This window comes from Streptomyces sp. CRN 30 (assembly GCF_034105845.1).
On the sequence record NZ_JAVRHI010000453.1, the window covers coordinates 1 to 17,909 of the forward strand.

14 protein-coding genes and 1 pseudogene are annotated in these 17,909 nt (G+C 72.7%); 9 read left to right on the forward strand and 6 right to left on the reverse strand.

Annotation, left to right across the window (positions count from 1 at the left end):
• Window positions 1-488 (forward strand): annotated as a pseudogene (locus tag UW392_RS51555) (hypothetical protein); the annotation flags it as partial.
• A 47-nt stretch (window positions 489-535) separates the two neighbouring features.
• Here the strand turns inward: UW392_RS51555 and UW392_RS51560 are convergent.
• On the reverse strand, window positions 536-1,228 hold the full coding sequence (locus tag UW392_RS51560) for a GAF and ANTAR domain-containing protein (RefSeq protein ID WP_320782360.1): 693 nt from the start codon (window positions 1,226-1,228) through the stop codon (window positions 536-538).
• A 188-nt stretch (window positions 1,229-1,416) separates the two neighbouring features.
• Window positions 1,417-3,471, reverse strand: coding sequence for a SpoIIE family protein phosphatase (locus UW392_RS51565; protein WP_320782361.1), 2,055 nt, complete (start codon window positions 3,469-3,471; stop codon window positions 1,417-1,419).
• 138 nt (window positions 3,472-3,609) lie between these two features.
• On the opposite strand from UW392_RS51565, the gene UW392_RS51570 reads away from it, so the two are divergent.
• Entirely contained in the window at window positions 3,610-3,780 is a 171-nt protein-coding gene (locus tag UW392_RS51570; protein WP_320782362.1) for a hypothetical protein, read from the forward strand.
• An 88-nt stretch (window positions 3,781-3,868) separates the two neighbouring features.
• Here UW392_RS51570 and UW392_RS51575 read toward each other — a convergent pair whose 3' ends face one another.
• Together UW392_RS51575 and UW392_RS51580 are read right to left on the reverse strand one after the other, a co-directional pair.
• Window positions 3,869-5,128 (reverse strand): MFS transporter, encoded by a 1,260-nt coding sequence (locus UW392_RS51575; protein ID WP_414497549.1) that lies wholly within the window; start codon window positions 5,126-5,128, stop codon window positions 3,869-3,871.
• Window positions 5,129-5,532: 404 nt separating this feature from the next.
• On the reverse strand, window positions 5,533-6,525 hold the full coding sequence (locus UW392_RS51580; RefSeq protein WP_320782364.1) for a LacI family DNA-binding transcriptional regulator: 993 nt from the start codon (window positions 6,523-6,525) through the stop codon (window positions 5,533-5,535).
• A gap of 353 nt (window positions 6,526-6,878) precedes the next feature.
• On the opposite strand from UW392_RS51580, the gene UW392_RS51585 reads away from it, so the two are divergent.
• From UW392_RS51585 to UW392_RS51610, 6 genes are all read left to right on the forward strand, one after another.
• Complete coding sequence (locus UW392_RS51585) at window positions 6,879-7,823, forward strand: sugar ABC transporter permease (RefSeq protein ID WP_320782365.1); 945 nt, start codon at window positions 6,879-6,881, stop codon at window positions 7,821-7,823.
• A gap of 6 nt (window positions 7,824-7,829) precedes the next feature.
• Complete coding sequence (locus UW392_RS51590) at window positions 7,830-8,780, forward strand: carbohydrate ABC transporter permease (RefSeq protein WP_320782366.1); 951 nt, start codon at window positions 7,830-7,832, stop codon at window positions 8,778-8,780.
• Between the two features lie 107 nt (window positions 8,781-8,887).
• The gene (locus tag UW392_RS51595) at window positions 8,888-10,225 is read left to right on the forward strand and encodes a sugar ABC transporter substrate-binding protein (protein ID WP_320782367.1); all 1,338 of its coding nucleotides are present in this window, start codon (window positions 8,888-8,890) and stop codon (window positions 10,223-10,225) included.
• Between the two features lie 114 nt (window positions 10,226-10,339).
• A complete protein-coding gene (locus UW392_RS51600; RefSeq protein ID WP_320782368.1) occupies window positions 10,340-12,388 on the forward strand; it encodes a beta-galactosidase in 2,049 nt (682 codons plus the stop codon).
• Window positions 12,389-12,529: 141 nt separating this feature from the next.
• Window positions 12,530-14,599 carry an RICIN domain-containing protein gene (locus UW392_RS51605; protein ID WP_320782369.1) on the forward strand — a complete coding sequence of 690 codons (2,070 nt, stop codon included), beginning with the start codon at window positions 12,530-12,532 and terminating at the stop codon, window positions 14,597-14,599.
• Window positions 14,600-14,689: 90 nt separating this feature from the next.
• Window positions 14,690-15,661 (forward strand): LLM class F420-dependent oxidoreductase, encoded by a 972-nt coding sequence (locus tag UW392_RS51610; protein WP_320782370.1) that lies wholly within the window; start codon window positions 14,690-14,692, stop codon window positions 15,659-15,661.
• 109 nt (window positions 15,662-15,770) lie between these two features.
• Here the strand turns inward: UW392_RS51610 and UW392_RS51615 are convergent, their stop codons facing one another.
• Complete coding sequence (locus UW392_RS51615) at window positions 15,771-16,088, reverse strand: hypothetical protein (RefSeq protein ID WP_320782371.1); 318 nt, start codon at window positions 16,086-16,088, stop codon at window positions 15,771-15,773.
• A gap of 315 nt (window positions 16,089-16,403) precedes the next feature.
• Window positions 16,404-16,967, reverse strand: coding sequence for a hypothetical protein (locus tag UW392_RS51620; protein WP_320782372.1), 564 nt, complete (start codon window positions 16,965-16,967; stop codon window positions 16,404-16,406).
• Window positions 16,968-17,477: 510 nt separating this feature from the next.
• Between UW392_RS51620 and UW392_RS51625 the strand changes: the two genes are divergently transcribed.
• Entirely contained in the window at window positions 17,478-17,777 is a 300-nt protein-coding gene (locus UW392_RS51625) for a DUF3040 domain-containing protein (protein WP_320782373.1), read from the forward strand.
• Window positions 17,778-17,909 lie beyond the last annotated feature (132 nt).

The window sequence follows — 17,909 nt, forward strand, 5'->3', positions numbered from 1 at the left end:
GCACCGCGCCGGACCGGGCCCGGGAGCCCGGCCGGGGCGCCGGGCCGGGCCGTGGCACCGCCGCCCCGACCTGGCCGAACAGGCTCGCCGTCGTGATGCTGGCCGCGTGCGGCCTCGCCCACTTCCCGCTGCACCGGGACGGCGCCTCCCTGAGCTCCTACGGCTTCGCCTTCGGCCTGTCGTCCCTGTGCGTCCTGCTGGCCCTCCTCCTGCTGTTCCGGCCCAGCCGACCGGTGCTCGTGCTGGGCGCCGGGACACCGGCGGGACTGGTCGCCGCCCATCTCCTCCACGGCCCGCTGCGGTCGCCCGGACTGTCCCGGGCACTGGAGATCGGGGCGGCGCCGCCCGGGATCGCCGGCGTGGTGGCCGCGGCCACCGTCATGGCGGCGCTGCTGGCGCTGCTCGTCCTGCTGGCGGTACGGCAGGAGCCGGTCCGGCGGCGCCCTGGACCGCGCCCGAGGACCCGGGAACACCGGCCACCGGAGTGACCTCCCCGCGAGGCGCCCGGCCGCCCGGCGTCGGGCGGCCGCCGGGATCAGCCGCCGGGGCCGCCGTCCGCGCACACCCGGTCGGCGACCTGGCGCAGCTTGACGTTGGTCTCCTGCGAGTAGGCCCGCAGTACGCCGAACGCCTGTTCCTCGGTGAGGCCGTGGCGTCCCATCAGGATGCCCATGGCCTCACCGATGGCGTGCCGGGTGGCGAGCGCCTCGCGCATCTGGGCACCGGTGCGGGCGCTGGCGAACGCGACCGCCGCGTGGGAGGCGAGCAGCCCCCCGGCGGTCTCGCTGACCGCGCCGAACGCTCCGGGCGCCCGCGAGTAGAGGTTGAGCGCGCCCAGGTCCTCGTCCTCGGTGAACAGCAGGAACCCCATCATGCTGCCGAGGCCGAGACCACGGGCGTACGACAGGTAGTCGGGCCAGTGCGCGGCCTCCCCGCCGAAGTCGGCGATCCGGAAGACGCGCCGTCCGCCGGCCCGCCGCGCCGCGTCGAAGCACGGGCCCTCCCCGGCCCGCTCCTGCATCCGGTCGCTGTCCACGACGACCTGCTCGGTGGCCGCGAGGGTCGACACCTGCCGGCCGCGCAGGACGAGGACGCCGGCGGCGTCACACCCTTCGACCAGTTCCACCGCCGATCCGGTGATCCTCTCCAGCGTCGCGTCGACCGTCTCCTGCGCGAGCAGATCGCGCGCCATGGTCGCCAGCTGCCCGGCGAACGTACGCCACTCCATCGTCCCTCTCCGCTGCCGCGGTGCGGGCCCGGCCTGTTCCGGGCCCCTCGGGTGACGGGTTCCAGCCTCCGGAAAGGTCACTCCAGCTGCCGCGGACCGGTTCGTTCCGTGACGAACGAGGACGCGTGACGGCGCGAGTGGCGAGTGGCGCGTGTGGGTGACGAGGGGCGCGGCGGGCCGTGCCGCGGTCAGCGGCCGGTGCGCACCAGCAGCAGGGCCACGTCGTCGTCGGGTTCCGGGCGCAGGGCGCTCAGGAGGAGGTCGCCGGTGGTCTCCAGGGAGGGTCCGGCCCCCTGCAGGACCCGGGTCAGCGCGGTCAGACCGGTGTCGATCGGCTCGCCCCGGTTCTCCACCAGTCCGTCGGTGTAGAGGGCGAGCAGCGAGCCGGGCGGCAGGCCGGCCTCCACCGTGCCGAAGCCGACGCCGCCGACGCCGAGCGGGACGCCGCCGGGGACGTCGAGGAGTTCCGCGGTGCCGTCGGGCCGCACCAGGGCGGGCGGCAGGTGGCCGGCGCTGGACAGCGCGCAGCTGCCCCGGCCGCGGTCGTACACCGCGTAGACGCAGGTGGCGATCGCGTCGCCGAGGGAGGCGGCGATGTCGTCGAGGTGCCGCAGGAGTTCGGCGGGCGGCAGGTCGAGCCGGGCCAGGGCGCGCGTGGCGGAACTGAGCTGCCCCATGATCGCGGCGGCCTGCACGCCCTTGCCCATCACGTCGCCCACCACCAGCCCGGTCCGCCCCGGCCCGAGCGGCAGCACGTCGTACCAGTCGCCGCCGACCTCGCTGAGGGCGGGCCGGTAGCGGGCGGCGATGTCGAGGCCCGCCTGCTGCACCGGTACGCGCGGCAGCAGACTGCGCTGCAGGGTGAGGGCGGTGGCCCGCTCCCGCCCGTACAGGCGGGCGTTGTCGACGCAGATCGCGGCGCGCGCGGCGAGTTCGCAGGCGAGCAGGCGGTCCTGCTCGTCGAAGGGGCGTTCGTTGACGGTGCGGTACAGGCTGAGCGTGCCGAGCACCTGCCCCCGCGCCATCAGGGGCAGCGCCAGGTACGAGTGCACGCCCGCCGAACGGAGGGTGCGGGCGGCCCCGTTGTCCCGGGCGATGCGCCGCAGCATCGTCCCCTCCACCCGCGCCACCAGGATCGGCCGCGCCTCGCGGACGCACCGGGTGATGAGGCGCGAGGAGGAGTAGGTGGCGAGTTCGCCCACCGGATCGGCGGCGTGGATGGCGTGCGTGGGGTATCCGGCGGCGACGGCCAGCGCCCGGAACTCGGCGTGGGCGTTCCGCGTCACGGGGCGGATGGTGCCGTGCGCCACCACCGACTCCAGGACGTCGACGGCCGCCAGGTCGGCCACGTGCGGCACGGTCACCTCCGCCAGCTCCCGCGCGGTCTGCCGGAGGTCGAGCGTGGTGCCGATGCGCACCCCGGCGTCCGCGATGACGGACAGGTGCCGGCGCGCCCGGTCCGCCTCGGCCGCCGCCCGCTGGCGCTCGGTGACGTCCAGGACGGCCACGGCGAGACCCAGCACCCGGCCCTCCGCGTCCTCGATGCGGTGGTACGACTCCGAGTACGCGCGCTCCTCGGCGTCCGCGGCCGTCCGGCCGACGCTCTGCTGGTCGATCAGCGGCCGGCCGGTGGCCAGGACCTGCCGCATCCGCGACTCGATGAGGTCGGCGTCCAGGTCGGGCAGGATCTCCCCGACGCGGCGGCCGAGCACGGAGTCCTCGGACACGCCGTTGATGCGTTCCAGCGCGGGGTTGACGCCCACCCAGCGTAACTGCGTGTCGAAGACGGCGATGCCCACGGGGGTCTGCTCGACCAGGCTCTGGGAGAGGGCGAGGTCCCGCTCCACGCCGCGGACCGCGGTCGCGTCCGCCGCCAGGCCCAGCAGGTGCGGCCGGCCCTGCCCGTCGAGCAGGCGCATGGTGCGGAACTCCACGGCGCGGGCCGTGCCGTCCCGGTGCACCAGCGGCAGCACCCCGGCCCACCGGGCGCCCGACCGCACCGCGGTGAACACCTCCCGGGCGCGCCGCCGGTCGGGAGGCGCCACCAGGAGCATGTCGGCCCGCCGGCGCAGCGCCTCCCGCGCCGGGTAGCCGAGCAGTTGCTCGATCTCGGGGCTCCACAGGACGATGCGGCCTTCGGCGTCCAGCACCAGGGCCGCCACGCGCAGCAGGTCCAGCAGTCCGCCGGTCGCCGCGCCGGCCTCGTCACCGTCCCCGTTGTCGCCGACTGCGTACCCGTACATGCGAGCGGCTCCTTCCGGCCCCCGGGACCGCACCGCCAAGATCCGTCACACGGGTTATCCGATTACGGCACAGCGCGGCCCGGAGGGCAACACCGTGGCGAGAACAAATCGAACACCGTGCGAAGCGCCGGCCCCGCTGTGGCTGCCGCGCCCCTCTCGTACCTCGCCGGACAGCGCGACACCGACCGCGCCTTCGTACGCGCGCACCACGCCGCTCCCGCACCGCTCCACCACGTCGACACGCGGTTCGGTCTGCACGAGGCGGACTTCACAGCGCTCGACCGCTTCGCACGCACGGCGGGGCGGTGAGGCGCGGGCACGCTCCGCGAAGGGTTCCCGCGCGTGCGCCCGTACGGTGCCGGGGCGGTCGGCCGGAACCGGGCGTCGGCGGTGCCGCTCAGGCGGCCGTGCCCAGCTCCGGCCGGGTGGTCAGGCCGCGTTCCCGGGAGGGGAGGAGCATGGTCGCCGCGGACCGGCGCCCGCGCAGGAGGGACCCCGCCGCGATCGAGCCCGCGATGATCAGCCCGCCGGCCACCAGCGCGCCGCGGGCACCGGCCCACTCCATGAGCAGGCCGAGCGCCGGCGGTCCCGCGAGTCCCCAGGCCTTGCTGATGCTGCCCCACACACCGAGCACGCGTCCGCGCAGGTGGGCGGGCGGGTCGGTCTGGAGGACGGTCGTCCCGGCGGTGTCGGACACGGTCTCCACCACGGCCATGGGGAGCACCAGCACCAGCAGGACGGCCAGCGACGGCGACAGCCCCGCCACCACCTGCAGCAGTCCGCCCACGGCGGCGAGGAGACCCACGAGCCGCACGGAGGGACGGCGCAGCCGGGCGCCGAGCACCGCGCCGACGATGCCGCCGACGGCGAGCACTGTGGAGACGGTACCGAACTCCTCGGCGCTGCCGGCCAGCGGCCCGGTGACGAGCACGGCGAGCGTGAGGCCGTAGTTGCGCCCGAAGACCGCGCTGATCCCGGTGACACCGGCGAGCGCGACCAGTCGCGGGCGGCGCAGGAAGAAGACCAGGCCCTGCCGCACGGTCAGGTCGTGTCCCGGGTCCGGCACGTCGTCCCGGGCCTCCCGCGGCGCACGGGTGCGGACGACCGCCTGGTGCACCGGGCGCAGGAACGGGATGACCGCGGTGACGAAGAGGAAGGACACCCCGTTGGCGGCGTACGCGGCCGCCGTGCCGAGGAAGCCGACCGTCACCCCGGCCAGGGCGGTGCCGGCGAGCCGGCCCGCGTTGCTCACCAGGGAGCCCACGCCGATGGCGGAGGGGACGTCCGCCGGGCGGACGAGGTCGTTGCCGAGCAGCGCGCAGGCGGGGGAGTCGACGGTGGCGACGACACCGGTGACCGCGGCCAGGGCCAGCAGCACGGGCAGGCTCATGCCGTCGAGAGCGACGAGCGCGGCCGTCGTGAAGGCGACCAGGCCGAGCAGGGCCTGGCTGACCGCCGCGGTCAGCTTCCGGGGCCAGCGGTCGACGGCCGCGCCGCCCAGGAGGCTCATGACCAGTGCGGGCGCGGCCTGCACGGAGACGGACAGACCCGCGGCGGCCGCGGACCCGGTGATCTGCAGGACCAGCAGGTTCTGCACGGTGAGCTGCATCCAGGTGCCGGCGTTCGACACGAAGTTCGCCAGCGACCACCAGCGCATGCTGCGGTACTTCAGGGACCGCCACGGTGAACGCGAGTCCTCGGCGGACACGACGGCGGCTGGGGGAGGGGCAGTGGGGGAAGAAGACACGGTGCGCTTACTCGGGGCGGTGAGCGGTTCGGAGGGACCAGAAGGGCGTCGGCGGAAGCTGGTGGACCGGCTGCGCTGCGCGACCGCTTCCCCGGGACTGTCGGGCCGTGCCGCCGGAGGGGCACGTCCCGCGCGAGGGGCGGGGAGCCTTCCGGGGCACCGCGTCGACCATGGTGGCAGAAGGGGCCCCCGAGTCCTCCTCGCCCCGGCCCCCGGCCACCCGCCGGCCGTCCCAACGCACCTGTGCGGCAATGAATTCGACGCCGCGGGTGGTGTTGCTCACAGCAGGTTTAGAACTCGTCGGCCCGGTTTCGTCATCCGCGCCCGGGTGGCGGCGCCGTGCTCGCGCGCACCACGAGCCGGGTCGGCACCAGCGTCGTGCCGCGCTCGGGGCCGGCGTGGCGCATCTTGCGCAGGACGTTCTCCACGCAGAGCCGCCCCACCTCGGCGAAGTCCTGGTGGAGGGTGGTGAGCGGGGGCAGGAAGGAGCTCGCCTCGGGGATGTCGTCGAAGCCGACGACGCTGACCTCCCCGGGCACGCGCCGGCCCTGTTCGTGCAGCGCCCGGAGCAGGCCCAGCGCCATCTGGTCGTTGGCGGCGAAGACGGCCGTGCAGTCCTCGCGGGCCGCGAGCTCGAGCCCGGCGCGGTAGCCGGACTCCGCCGACCAGTCGCCCCGTACCGGGGGCGGCGGGGTGCGGCCCGCCTCGGTGAGGGCCGCGTGCCAGGCGTCCGTGCGGCGCTGGGCCGCGAAGGAGTCCTCGGGGCCCGCCAGGTGCCACACGGTCTCGTGGCCGAGGTCGAGCAGGTGCCGCACGGCGGCGCGGCTGCCGCCGGCCTGGTCGGTGTCGACGACGGTGTAGCCGTCACTGGCGTCCGAGTCGACGACCACGACCTGCACGTACGGGGGCAGCGCGATCGTCGCCGCGTCCAGCAGGTGCACCTCCATGATGACGATCACCGCGTCGACGGCGAGCTCCTCGAGGCGCGTGAAGGCGCCGCGCACCTCGTCCTGGGTGGGCACGGCGACCGGCAGCAGCGTCACCGCGTACCCCTCGCGGGCGGCCGAGCAGGCGATCGCCTCCAGCGTGCGGACGTTGCCCGTGGTGGCGAGCGAGAAGGTGATGACCCCGAGCGTGCGGAACTCGCCCCGCTTGAGGGCCCGGGCCGCGCTGTTGGGCCGGTAGCCCAGCTCCTTCATGGCCGCCAGCACCTGCAGCCGCGTCTCCTCGGTCACCCCGGCGTAGCCGTTGGAGACCCGGGAGACGGTCTGCGAGGAGACGCCGGCCAGCCGGGCCACGTCCGCCATGGACGCCTGCACCCGGCCGGTCCGGACCCGCCGGCGCGCTCCGCCGGGCGCCCCCGCCTCCGCCGTTCCCCTGTCAGCCGTGTCCACCCGTCGTCCGCCGCCTCTCCCGAGTTGCCTGCGTCACGGTCCCACCTGGAGACCCTTGACCTGTGTCGTCGGCGCAGTGTAGACATGCCGCCATCAAATGTTTACGTAAACATAACAGGCCGCCGGGGATCGGCGTCCAGGAATGTTTGCGTAAACATCGCGATGGTGCGACGTGGCACGGATCGCGACCGGTGCGTGCTCGCGGCCCGGTCGTCCCTACCCGGCTCCCACCGTCACGGTTCCGGTAGTGATGAGCGAGGAACGACATGACGACGCAACAACCGCCGGCGGCCGTGACGCCCCGGCCGGCCGCCGCGACGAAGGCGGCACCACCCCCGCCGCGACGGGACCGCCGCTCGTGGACGGGCTGGGGTTTCCTCGGTCCGTTCGTGGCCGTGTTCGCCCTCGTCTTCCTGGCTCCGATCGCCTACTCGATCTACCTCAGCCTCTTCCGCGAGCAGCTGATCGGCGGCAACCAGTTCGTCGGCCTGGAGAACTACCAGCAGGCCCTGCAGGACGACCAGTTCTGGTCCTCCCTCGGGCGGGTCTCCCTCTTCCTGCTGGTCCAGGTGCCGATCATGCTCGGCATATCCCTGCTGGTGGCGCTCGCCCTGGACAGCGGACGCCTCTACGGCCGGGACTTCTTCCGCATCTCGATCTTCCTGCCGTACGCGGTGCCCGCCGTGGTCGCCACCCTGATGTGGGGCTTCATGTACGGCACCCGGTGGGGCCTCGTCGCCAACGTCAACGACACGTTCGGTCTGTCGCTGCCCGACCCGCTCTCGCCCGATCTGGTGCTGGCCTCCATCGGCAACATCGTGACCTGGCAGTTCGTCGGCTACAACATGCTGATCTTCTACTCGGCGCTGCGCGTGATCCCGCACTCGCTGTACGAGGCGGCGGAGATCGACGGCGCCGGGCAGTTCCGCGTCGTCACCGCCATCAAGCTCCCCGCGATCCGCGGTGCCCTCGTCATCGCGACGATCTTCTCGATCATCGGCAGCTTCCAGCTGTTCAACGAGCCGAGCATCCTGCGCAACCTCGTCCCCAACTCCATCACCACCTCCTTCACCCCGAACCTGTACACCTACTCGCTGTCGTTCAACGGCCGGCAGCTCAACTACTCCGCGACGGTCGCCATCGTCATGGGACTGATCACGATGGTCATCGCCTATGTCGTCCAGCTGCGCGGCATGCGCAAGGGAGCGTGAAGCGCGATGACCACTCCCGCCACCACCCCGGCCGCCCCCTCCGCGCCCGCCCCGGCCGGCACCAAGGGCTCGGCCCCCCGGCTGCGCACCCCGCGCCGCCCGCACAGTGTCCGGCGCCCCAGGCGCAGCGTGCTGCTGACCGTGCTCACCGCCCTGGTGGTGCTCTACAGCCTGATCCCGCTGGTCTGGCTGCTGATCAGTGCCACCAAGACGCAGGAGGGGCTGGCCCGTTCGTTCGGCCTCTGGTTCGACGGTGACTTCGCCCTCTTCTCGAACATCGCGGAAACGTTCACCTACAACGACGGCGTCTTCACCCGCTGGCTGCTGAACACCCTGCTGTACGTCGTGGTCGGCGCGGGCGGGGCCACCTTCCTCGCCGTCCTCGGCGGCTACGCGCTCGCCAAGTACGACTTCCCCGGCCGGCGCGCCGTCTTCGCCGTCGTCATCGGCGCGGTCGCCGTCCCCGGTACGGCACTGGCGGTGCCCACCTTCCTGATGTTCAGCAACATGGGGCTGACGGACACCCCGTGGGCGGTGATCATCCCCTCGTTGATCTCCCCGTTCGGCCTGTACCTGATGTGGGTGTTCGCCACGGAGGCCATCCCCACCGAGCTGATGGAGGCCGCCAGGATCGACGGGGCGAGCGAGGCGCGCACCTTCTTCCAGGTCGCGCTGCCGCTGCTGGCCCCCGGCATCGTCACCGTCCTCCTCTTCACCACGGTCGCGACCTGGAACAACTACTTCCTGCCGCTGATCATGCTCAAGGACCCGGACTGGTACCCGCTCACCCTCGGCCTGAACGCCTGGAACGCCCAGGCCCAGACCGCCGGCGGCGAGGCCGTGTTCCACCTGGTGGTCACCGGTTCCCTGCTCACCATCGTGCCGCTGATCGCGGCGTTCCTGCTGCTGCAGAAGTACTGGCAGTCCGGCCTCGCCGCCGGAAGCGTCAAGGAATAGCTCCTCCCTCCCCGGTCCCCGGCCCCGTCGGGCGGGCGACCACACCCCTGAACCCCCACACCCGTCCCTGGTCACGGCTCCGGCCACGAAGAAGTGGAAGCACGACCATGCACAAGAAGTCCCGCCGCCTGCTGCGCGGCATCGGCCTCGTCTGCGCCCTCGCCCTGGGAGCGACCGCCTGCGGCGGATCCGACGACGGGGGATCGGGCGGCAAGCCGGTCTCCGAGGCGGACATACAGGCGGCCCTCGAGAAGGGCGGCAACCTCACCGTCTGGGCGTGGGAGCCCACGCTCAAGCAGGTCGTCGCCGACTTCGAGAAGAAGTACCCGAAGGTCGACGTGGACCTCGTCAACGCGGGCACCAACAAGGACCAGTACACCGCGCTGCAGAACGCCATCTCGGCGAAGAAGGGCGTCCCCGACGTCGCGCAGGTCGAGTACTACGCCATGGGCCAGTTCGCGCTGACGGAGCAGCTCACCGAGCTCACCCCGTACGGCGCCGACAAGCTGGCCGACGACTACTCGACCGGCCCGTGGAACGGTGTGAAGAACGGCGACGGCATCTACGGCCTGCCCATGGACTCCGGCCCGATGGCGATGTTCTACAACAAGAAGGTCTTCGACCAGCACAAGATCGAGGTGCCGACGACCTGGGAGGAGTACCTCCAGGCCGCCCGCGACCTGCACAAGGCCGACCCGAAGATCTACATCACCAGCGACACCGGTGACGCGGGCACGGCCACGAGCATGCTCTGGCAGGCCGGCTCGCGCCCGTACCAGGTCGACGGCACGAACGTGAAGATCGACTTCTCGGACGAGGGCGCCAAGGCCTACACGGACATCTGGCAGCAGCTCATCGACGAGGACCTGCTCGCGCCGGTCAACGGCTGGACGGACGACTGGTACAAGGGCCTGGGCAACGGCACCATCGCCACCCTCAACCTCGGCGCCTGGATGCCCGCCAACCTCACCTCCGGCGTGGCCGAGGCGTCCGGCGACTGGCGCGTCGCCCCGCTGCCGCAGTGGAAGGAAGGCGACAAGGCCAGCGCCGAGAGCGGCGGCAGCGCCCTGGCCCTGCCCGAGCTCGGCGGCAACGAGGCCCTCGCCTACGCCTTCCTCGAGTACGCCAACTCCGGTGACGGAGTGCAGACCCGGCTGAAGGGCGGCGCCTTCCCGGCGACCACCGCGGACCTGAACTCCAAGGAGTTCCAGGAGACGGAGTTCGAGTACTTCGACGGGCAGCAGGCCAACAAGATCTTCGCCGAGTCGGCCGCGAACGTCGCCGACGACTGGAAGTACCTGCCGTTCCAGGTCTACGCCAACTCCATCTTCAACGACACCGCCGGCCAGGCGTACGTCTCGGACACCAAGCTCGTCGACGGCCTGAAGTCCTGGCAGGACGCCTCCGTCAAGTACGGCAACGAGCAGGGCTTCACCGTCGAGTAACCGCGCACAGGACGCGATCGACCAGCAACAGGCACCTCGGTACGGCGTCGCCGCGCCCCGGCGACGCCGTACCGCCCCCTTGGCCGCCCCCGTGACGCCGACGGAAGGACCACCATGACCTCCACCCCCCTCTCCCGACTGCTGCGCGGTCCGGACGGTGACACCGCCCGACTGCTGTTCGGCGGCGACTACAACCCCGAGCAGTGGCCCCGCGAGGTGTGGGAGGAGGACGTCCGGCTGATGCGCCAGGCCGGCGTCACCACCGTCTCCGTGGCGATCTTCTCCTGGGCCCGCATCCAGCCGGCCGCGGACGAGTGGGACTTCGCCTGGCTCGACGAGGTGATGGACCTGCTGCACGAGGGCGGCATCGGCGTCGACCTGGCCACCGCCACCGCCTCCCCGCCGCCGTGGCTCTCCCGCGCCCACCCGGAGATCCTCCCGGTGACCGCGAACGGCGAGGTCCTCTCACCCGGGGCCCGGCAGCACTGGCGCCCCACCTCGCCCGTCTTCCGCGAGCACGCCCTGCGCCTGGTGCGGGAGCTGGCGACCCGCTACCGGAACCACCCCGCCCTGGTCGCCTGGCACATCTCCAACGAGCTGGGCTGCCACAACCTGTACGACTACTCCGACGACGCCGCCCGGTCCTTCCGCGACTGGCTGCGCGCCCGCTACGGCACCGTCGAGGCGCTCAACCACGCCTGGGGGACCGCCTTCTGGTCCCAGCGCTACGGCGACTTCGAGGAGGTCCTGCCGCCGCGGCTGGCCGCCTCCTTCTCCAACCCCACCCAGCAGCTGGACTTCAAGCGCTTCTCCTCGGACGCGCTGAAGGAGTACCTGCGCGCCGAGCGGGAGATCCTGCGGGAGATCACCCCCGACGTGCCGGCCACCACCAACTTCATGCTGACGCCCGGCATCAAGGGCATGGACTACGCCGACTGGGCGGACGAGGTCGACTTCGTCTCCAACGACCACTACGTCCACCCCGGCCCGCGCGCCCGCGACGAGCTGTCCTTCTCCGCCAACCTCACCAGCGGCATCGCCCAGGGGCGGCCCTGGTTCCTGATGGAGCACTCCACCAGCGCCGTCCAGTGGCAGCCGGTCAACATACCCAAGCTCCCCGGCGAGCTGGCCCGCGACTCGCTGCTGCACGTCGCGCACGGCGCCGACGCCGTCTGCTACTTCCAGTGGCGCCAGTCCGTGGCCGGCGCCGAGAAGTACCACTCGGCGATGGTGCCCCACGCCGGCGAGGACAGCGAGCTGTTCCGCGCGGTGACCGCCCTCGGCGCGACCTTGAAGACCCTGGCCCCGGTGGCCGGGAGTGACCGCGAGACCGCCCCGGTCGGCATCCTCTACGACTGGCAGTCGTGGTGGGCGAGCGAGCAGGACGCCCACCCCACCGAGCTGCTCGACTACCGGCAGGAGGCGCTGGACTGGTACTCCGCGCTCCTCGCCCTCGGTGTCCGCGCCGACGTCGTCACCACCCACGACGACACCGACCTCGACCGGTACCAGGTGCTGATCGCGCCCGTCCTGCACGTCGTCCCGGAGGGGCTGGCCAAGCGGCTGACCCGGTACGCGGAGATCGGCGGCCACCTCGTCACCACGTACTTCTCCGGGATCGTCGACGAGAACGACCACGTCCACCTCGGCGGCTACCCGGGCGCCCTGCGCGACCTGCTCGGCATCCGCATCGAGGAGTTCGCCCCGCTGCCCGAGGGGGAGACCGTGGAGCTCGACGACGGCACGACCGGCAGCGTGTGGACCGATCAGATCACGGACGCCGGCCCGGAGACCGAGGTCCTCAAGCGCTACCGCACCGGCGCCCAGGCCGGCCGCGCCGCCGTCACCCGCCGCCCCGCCGGCAGCGGTTCCGCCGCGTACGTCTCCACCCGGCTCGGCGTCGAAGGGCTCACCGCCCTGCTGCCGAAGCTGCTGGACCCGGCCGGCGTCACCAGTGACCTGCCCGAGGCCGCCCGGGGGCAGGTCGAGCAGACGGTGCGCCGGGGCCCCGACGCCCGCTTCGTGTTCCTGGTGAACCGGGGCGAGGAGAGGGTGCCGCTGCCCGGGCTCGACGGGGAGCTCCTCCTCGGCACCACCGGCGACGACGGCGCCCTCGTACTGGAGCCGAGGGGCGTCGCCGTACTGCGGCAGCCCGCGGGCTGACCGCACGGCAGGACGTACGACCCGCACCACCTCAACGACTCCCCGGACGGCACCGCACCCCGTCCGGGGCCGTCCCCTGCCGTCCCGCGACCGGACGGCAGGGGCCACCGCAGCGACCACCTCATCAGTTGGGAGCACACGATGGCACGCCGTACCCGCAGCAGACGGCTCCTCGGAGCCGCCGGTCTCACCGCCCTGGCCACCGGGGCCGCCCTGGTCACCGCCCCGTCGCCGCAGGCGGCCGCCCAGGCCCCGGACGGAGCGCGCACGGCGGCGGCCGCCGCCGTCACCGTCCGGCCCGACCCCTCCTACCAGCAGGAGAAGTTCGAGGGCTGGGGCACCAGCCTCGTCTGGTTCGCCAACGCCACCGGGGACTACCCGGACGAGATACGCGAGGAGCTCGCCGAGCTCCTCTTCGGCGACGACGGCCTCGCCCTGAACATCGCCCGCTACAACGTCGGCGGCGGCAACGCGCCCGACGTGAAGGACTACCTGCGCGCCGGCGGCGCCGTCGAGGGCTGGTGGAAGGCGCCCGCGGGCACCACCCGCGAGGACACCGACTGGTGGGACGCCGACGACCCCGCCGACTGGAACGCGGACGCCGACGCCACCCAACGGTGGTGGGTGGACCGCATCAAGAAGGACATCACCCACTGGGAGACCTTCAGCAACTCCCCGCCCTGGTTCATGACCGAGAGCGGCTACGTCTCCGGCGGTTTCGACGCCACGGACGACCAGCTGAAGCCCGAGTCGATCGATGACTTCGCCGCGTACATGGCGGGGGTCACCAAGCGGCTGGAGAAGGCCCACAAGATCAAGGTCGACACGGTCGACCCGTTCAACGAGCCGAACACCAACTACTGGAGCACCCGCCTCGGCGCCGACGGCGAGCCCGTCGGCGGCCGCCAGGAGGGCGCCCACATGGGCCCCGAGCTCCAGCAGGAGGTGATCAAGGCCCTGGCGCCCGCCCTGAAGCAGGCGAGGACCAAGGCGAAGATCTCCGCGATGGACGAGACCAACCCCTCCACCTTCGCCACCAACTGGAACGCCTACGCGCCCGAGGTCCGCGACCTCGTCGACCAGATGAACGTCCACACCTACGGCACCGGCCAGCGCACCACCGTCCGCGACCTGGCCAAGGCCGCGGACAAGCCGCTCTGGATGAGCGAGGTCGAGGGCGACTGGGGCGACGGGCAGAGCTTTACCGACATGCGGCCGGGGATCGGCCTCGCCCAGCGCATCGTGGACGACCTGCGCGAGCTCGAACCGCGCGCCTGGGTGTTCTGGCAGCCCGTCGAGGACTACGACAACATGAAGCCCGGCGGCGAGTCCGCCAAGGGTGGCAACTGGGGCAGCATCCAGCTCCCGTTCGACTGCACCGCGCAGGACACCCTCGAGACCTGCCCGATCTACACGAACACCAAGTTCGACACCGCCCGCAACTTCACCCACTTCATCAAGCCCGGCGACCGGCTGATCAAGGTGGACGACACCTCCAGCGCCGCCGCCGTGACCGAGGACGGCAAGGGCGCCTCGCTCGTCCACGTCAACAGCACCACCGAGGCCCGTACGGTCACCGTCGACCTGGCCAAGTTCCGCACCGTCAGCCGGAACGCCACCGTCACCCCCGTCGTGACCAGCGCCGACGGCAAGCTCGTACGGCACCGTGCGGTCAAGGTGAGCGACCGCGCCGCCACCTTCACCGTGCCCGCCCAGTCCGTGACCTCCTTCGAGATCAAGGGCGTCTCCGGCGTGGCGAAGGACGCCCCGCTGCTGCGCGAGGGGCAGACGTACACCCTGACCGGCGTGCAGAGCGGCAAGGCCCTCACGGTCGCGGACGACGGCAGCGGCCTGGTGCTCGGGACGGCTGCCGCGGACGCTGCCGCGGACTCGGCACAGCAGTGGCGGCTCGCGGCCGTCGGCAAGGACTCGGGCGTCCTCCAGCGGTACGTCTTCACCAACGAGGGTGAGCGGCTGGCCGTCCGGGACGGCGCCCCCGTGGTGGAGCGCGACCGGGGCAGGCGCGACGCGGCCACCCAGTGGCTCCTGTCGACCACCGGTGACGGCACCTACACCCTCGTCAACACCGGCACCGGACAGCTGCTGGAGGTCGGCGGCCAGGCCACGCACGAGGGCGCGGCCGTCACCGTGTGGCAGCCCAACTCCGGCGCGAACCAGCGCTGGCAGGTCGTCGACGTGACGCGGAAGTAGACATACCGCTGTCCACGCTGCCCGCCCCGTGATCGCCACGGGGCGGGCAGCGGCACGTTTCCCCTCGTCGGAAGGGGGGACGCGGACGTCATGGTGCAAATCGGATACACGATGATGACGGAGCAGGCCGGCCCCCGCGACCTCGTGGACCACGTCGTCCGCGCCGAGGAGGTCGGCTTCGACTTCTCGGTGACGAGCGACCATTACTTCCCGTGGCTGCGCTCCCAGGGGCACGCGCCCTACGCGTGGACCGTCCTCGGCGCCGCCGCCCAGGCCACCTCACGCATCCCGCTGATGACGTACGTGACCTGCCCGACGTTCCGCTACCACCCGGCCGTCGTGGCGCAGAAGGCCGCGACACTGCAGCTGCTGTCCGAGGGCAGGTTCCGCCTCGGCCTCGGCTCCGGGGAGAACCTCAACGAGCACGTCGTGGGGGGCGGCTGGCCCACGGCCGACGTACGGCACGAGATGTTCGTGGAGGCCGTCGAGATCATCCGCGCCCTGTTCGAGGGCAAGCACGTCACCTACCACGGCAAGCACTACGACGTGGAGTCGGCCAAGCTGTGGGACCTGCCCGACGCGCCGCCGCCCATCGGCATGGCCGTCTCCGGTGAGCAGTCCTGCCGCCTCGCCGGCCGCCTGGCCGACCTGGTCATCGCCACCGAGCCCAAGCAGGAGCTGATCGAGGCCTTCGACCGGCACGGCGGCACGGGCAAGTCCCGGGTCGGCCAGGTGCCGGTCTGCTACGACCCCGACCGGGACGCGGCGATCGCCCGGGCCCACGACCAGTTCCGCTGGTTCGGCAGCGGCTGGAAGGTCAACTCCGAGCTGCCGCACCCGGACTCCTTCGACGCGGCCACGCAGTACGTGCGGAAGGAGGACATCGCCGAGTCCATCGCCTGCGGGGACGACGTCGACGCGTTCGTGGAGGCGGTGCGGCCGTACGCCGAGGCCGGCTTCACCGAGGTCGCGCTGGTGCAGATCGGCGGCGACCACCAGCACGCCTTCCTGGAGTGGTCGGAGAAGACGCTGCTGCCCGCGCTGCGGGACGCCTTCGCCTGAGGAGCGGCCCCGCCGGCCTCGCGCGGACAGGCAGAGGCCCCGGCCACAGTGTGGCCGGGGCCCCTGCCGTAAACGCTCGATGAGGATCGGGCGAGTTACGGCGAGCGGATCAGTCGTCGTCGCCGCGCTCGAACTCGAAGCCACCGGTCTTCTCGTACTTGCCGCCACCGGCGTGGGTCAGGCCGTAGGGGCCACCGATGTTGAAGAAGTGGCCGTGCTCACCGCGACGGCCGTAGTGGCCCTCGACCTCCCAGCCGTCCCCGTCGTCGCCGAGCCACTTGCCGTGGTCGTTGCCGTCGTGGTGACCCGAGTACCCGGAATTCCTTCCGTGGTCGTGGGGGCCGTCGGTCGCGGCCGCGGTGCCTGCTCCGCCTATGGCAGCGGCGACCGCCAGGACAGTTGCTCCCACAAGACGACGAACGCGCATGTGCGCCTCCTGATTGAACGATGTCTGAAACCCTCTGTTCCGGACGTCTCAGACTTTCCCTCCGTAGCGGACTTCTTACGCAAAGTTCTCATTCGGCCACTCGAAAGGGGTCCGGCAGGCGGAGCACAGCGGAGTGCGGGATGCACTCCTCGCGGTGCCCCGTGACAATCGGCCCCCGGCCGCGGGCGGTACGGAAATCGGTGCGGTCAGGCCCCGGAGGGGGGAGCGTTGGTCCGGCCCGGTGCCGAGCACCGCGCACGCCGCCCCGCGGAGCGCGGCGATCCACGGATCGTCGTGCCGGCCGTCCCGTACGCCTCAGCAGGCCTCGGGGAAGCCGTCCGGGGACGCGGCGGCGGAGGGCGGGGCGAGCACGGTCAGGAGCTGGGCGCGGTGCAGCTCGGCGACGGGCGCCAGCAGGTCCGGGTGACGCAGCAGGGCCGCGGCCCGCCGGTCGTACTCGTCCGGCGCCAGCAGCCGGCGGAACTCGACCGCCAGGCCGTCCGTGTGCTCGGTGCCGTCCAGGGCGCTGATCGCGGCGGTGGCCAGCGCGGGAGCGCCGAGGAGGCCGGCGGCCCAGCTCGCGACGACCTCGTCGACCCAGGTGCGCCAGGCGGCGTCGGGGTCCGGGGCACCGGCCGCGCCGCGCGAGGGCCCGTCGGAGCCGGTGACCCAGTCGAGGCGGGCGGAGCCGCCCGGACCGGTCACCGCGACCAGCGCGGCATCCATGGACGTCGGATAGCGCAGCCAGGCGGCGACCGTCACCGCCTGCCGTACCTGTGCCTCGCAGAGCGCGGCGGCCAGCACGCCGCCGCCCGGCGGGTAGGCACGGGTGAGCCATCTGGTGGTCGCCGCTATGAGGGGGGAGAGTTCTGTGCGCACGTCCGGGCCGTCCGAGTCCAGGGGTCCGCACGCGTTCGGCGGACGAGGGGGAACGAGGGGAGGGGAAGCGATGGGGGGATGCGGTAAAAACGCTACTGCGCCCCTCGCGCGGGCGAAATGACCTGGACCACAGCGGGCGGCGGAACATCCGGTGGGGCCCCGCAGGGCCCGGCGTACTGGTCGCGACCCGCCCGAGATGAGTCGCGCACCCGATGGTGCACGGCTGGTGCGCCGGGTGAGGGTGGGAGGCAGCAACACCGGCACGATGCCGCCGGGGCGAAGGGACGCCGGGGCGCGGGAGAACCGGTGTCGTGCGCCCCGGCCGCAAGGTGAACGGAGTACCTGCCGATGACTGCTCCCGAGCGGACCGTCCGGCGGCGCACGGCTTCCCTGACCCGGCCCGCGACACCGCGACCGTCATCTCGTCCGCCGAGGCGGCGGGGCCGTGGGATGCGCAGACCGGAGGGCGAACCTCCTCGTCCCCCGGCGGTCCCGGGCGAAGGAGTACCCATGATGCGTTCCGACGACGAGCAGATCGCCGCGCTGGAGGCGGGACTGATGGCCGACGACCCCCGCTTCGCCCGCTCCCTGGCCGAGGGCCGCCCCACGCGCCCGCGCGAGTACCGGCGCACCGGGGCCCGCCTGGCGCTGGTCCTGGCGCTCGCCGCGATCGTGGCGGGTGCCGTGCACGGACACGGGCTGCTGCTCGCCGCCGGCCTGGTGGCCACCAGCGTCGCGGTGGACCTCCTGGGCCGCACCGGACGCCGGCACCGGGAGCCGCTGCGGGGCGGCGAACGGGCGACGCCGTGACGTCACTTCGCCCTCCTGGGAGGGCGCTCCGTCCTCGTCCGGTGACGACGGGCCCGGCGACGACGGTGAGCGTCGTGGCCGGACGCGTCGTACGTCGTACGCGTCACACGCCGGGCGCGGCCGCCCGGCCCG

Excerpts from the sequence above, each read along its gene's own strand:
- UW392_RS51595 (WP_320782367.1), top strand. The coding sequence starts at position 8,888 with ATGCACAAGAAGTCCCGCCGCCTGCTGCGCGGCATCGGCCTCGTCTGC.
- UW392_RS51600 (WP_320782368.1), top strand. The coding sequence starts at position 10,340 with ATGACCTCCACCCCCCTCTCCCGACTGCTGCGCGGTCCGGACGGTGAC.
- UW392_RS51580 (WP_320782364.1), bottom strand. The coding sequence starts at position 6,525 with ATGGCGGACGTGGCCCGGCTGGCCGGCGTCTCCTCGCAGACCGTCTCC.
- UW392_RS51560 (WP_320782360.1), bottom strand. The coding sequence starts at position 1,228 with ATGGAGTGGCGTACGTTCGCCGGGCAGCTGGCGACCATGGCGCGCGAT.
- UW392_RS51625 (WP_320782373.1), top strand. The coding sequence starts at position 17,478 with ATGATGCGTTCCGACGACGAGCAGATCGCCGCGCTGGAGGCGGGACTG.
- UW392_RS51615 (WP_320782371.1), bottom strand. The coding sequence starts at position 16,088 with ATGCGCGTTCGTCGTCTTGTGGGAGCAACTGTCCTGGCGGTCGCCGCT.
- UW392_RS51610 (WP_320782370.1), top strand. The coding sequence starts at position 14,690 with ATGGTGCAAATCGGATACACGATGATGACGGAGCAGGCCGGCCCCCGC.
- UW392_RS51585 (WP_320782365.1), top strand. The coding sequence starts at position 6,879 with ATGACGACGCAACAACCGCCGGCGGCCGTGACGCCCCGGCCGGCCGCC.
- UW392_RS51575 (WP_414497549.1), bottom strand. The coding sequence starts at position 5,128 with ATGCGCTGGTGGTCGCTGGCGAACTTCGTGTCGAACGCCGGCACCTGG.
- UW392_RS51565 (WP_320782361.1), bottom strand. The coding sequence starts at position 3,471 with ATGTACGGGTACGCAGTCGGCGACAACGGGGACGGTGACGAGGCCGGC.
- UW392_RS51590 (WP_320782366.1), top strand. The coding sequence starts at position 7,830 with ATGACCACTCCCGCCACCACCCCGGCCGCCCCCTCCGCGCCCGCCCCG.
- UW392_RS51605 (WP_320782369.1), top strand. The coding sequence starts at position 12,530 with ATGGCACGCCGTACCCGCAGCAGACGGCTCCTCGGAGCCGCCGGTCTC.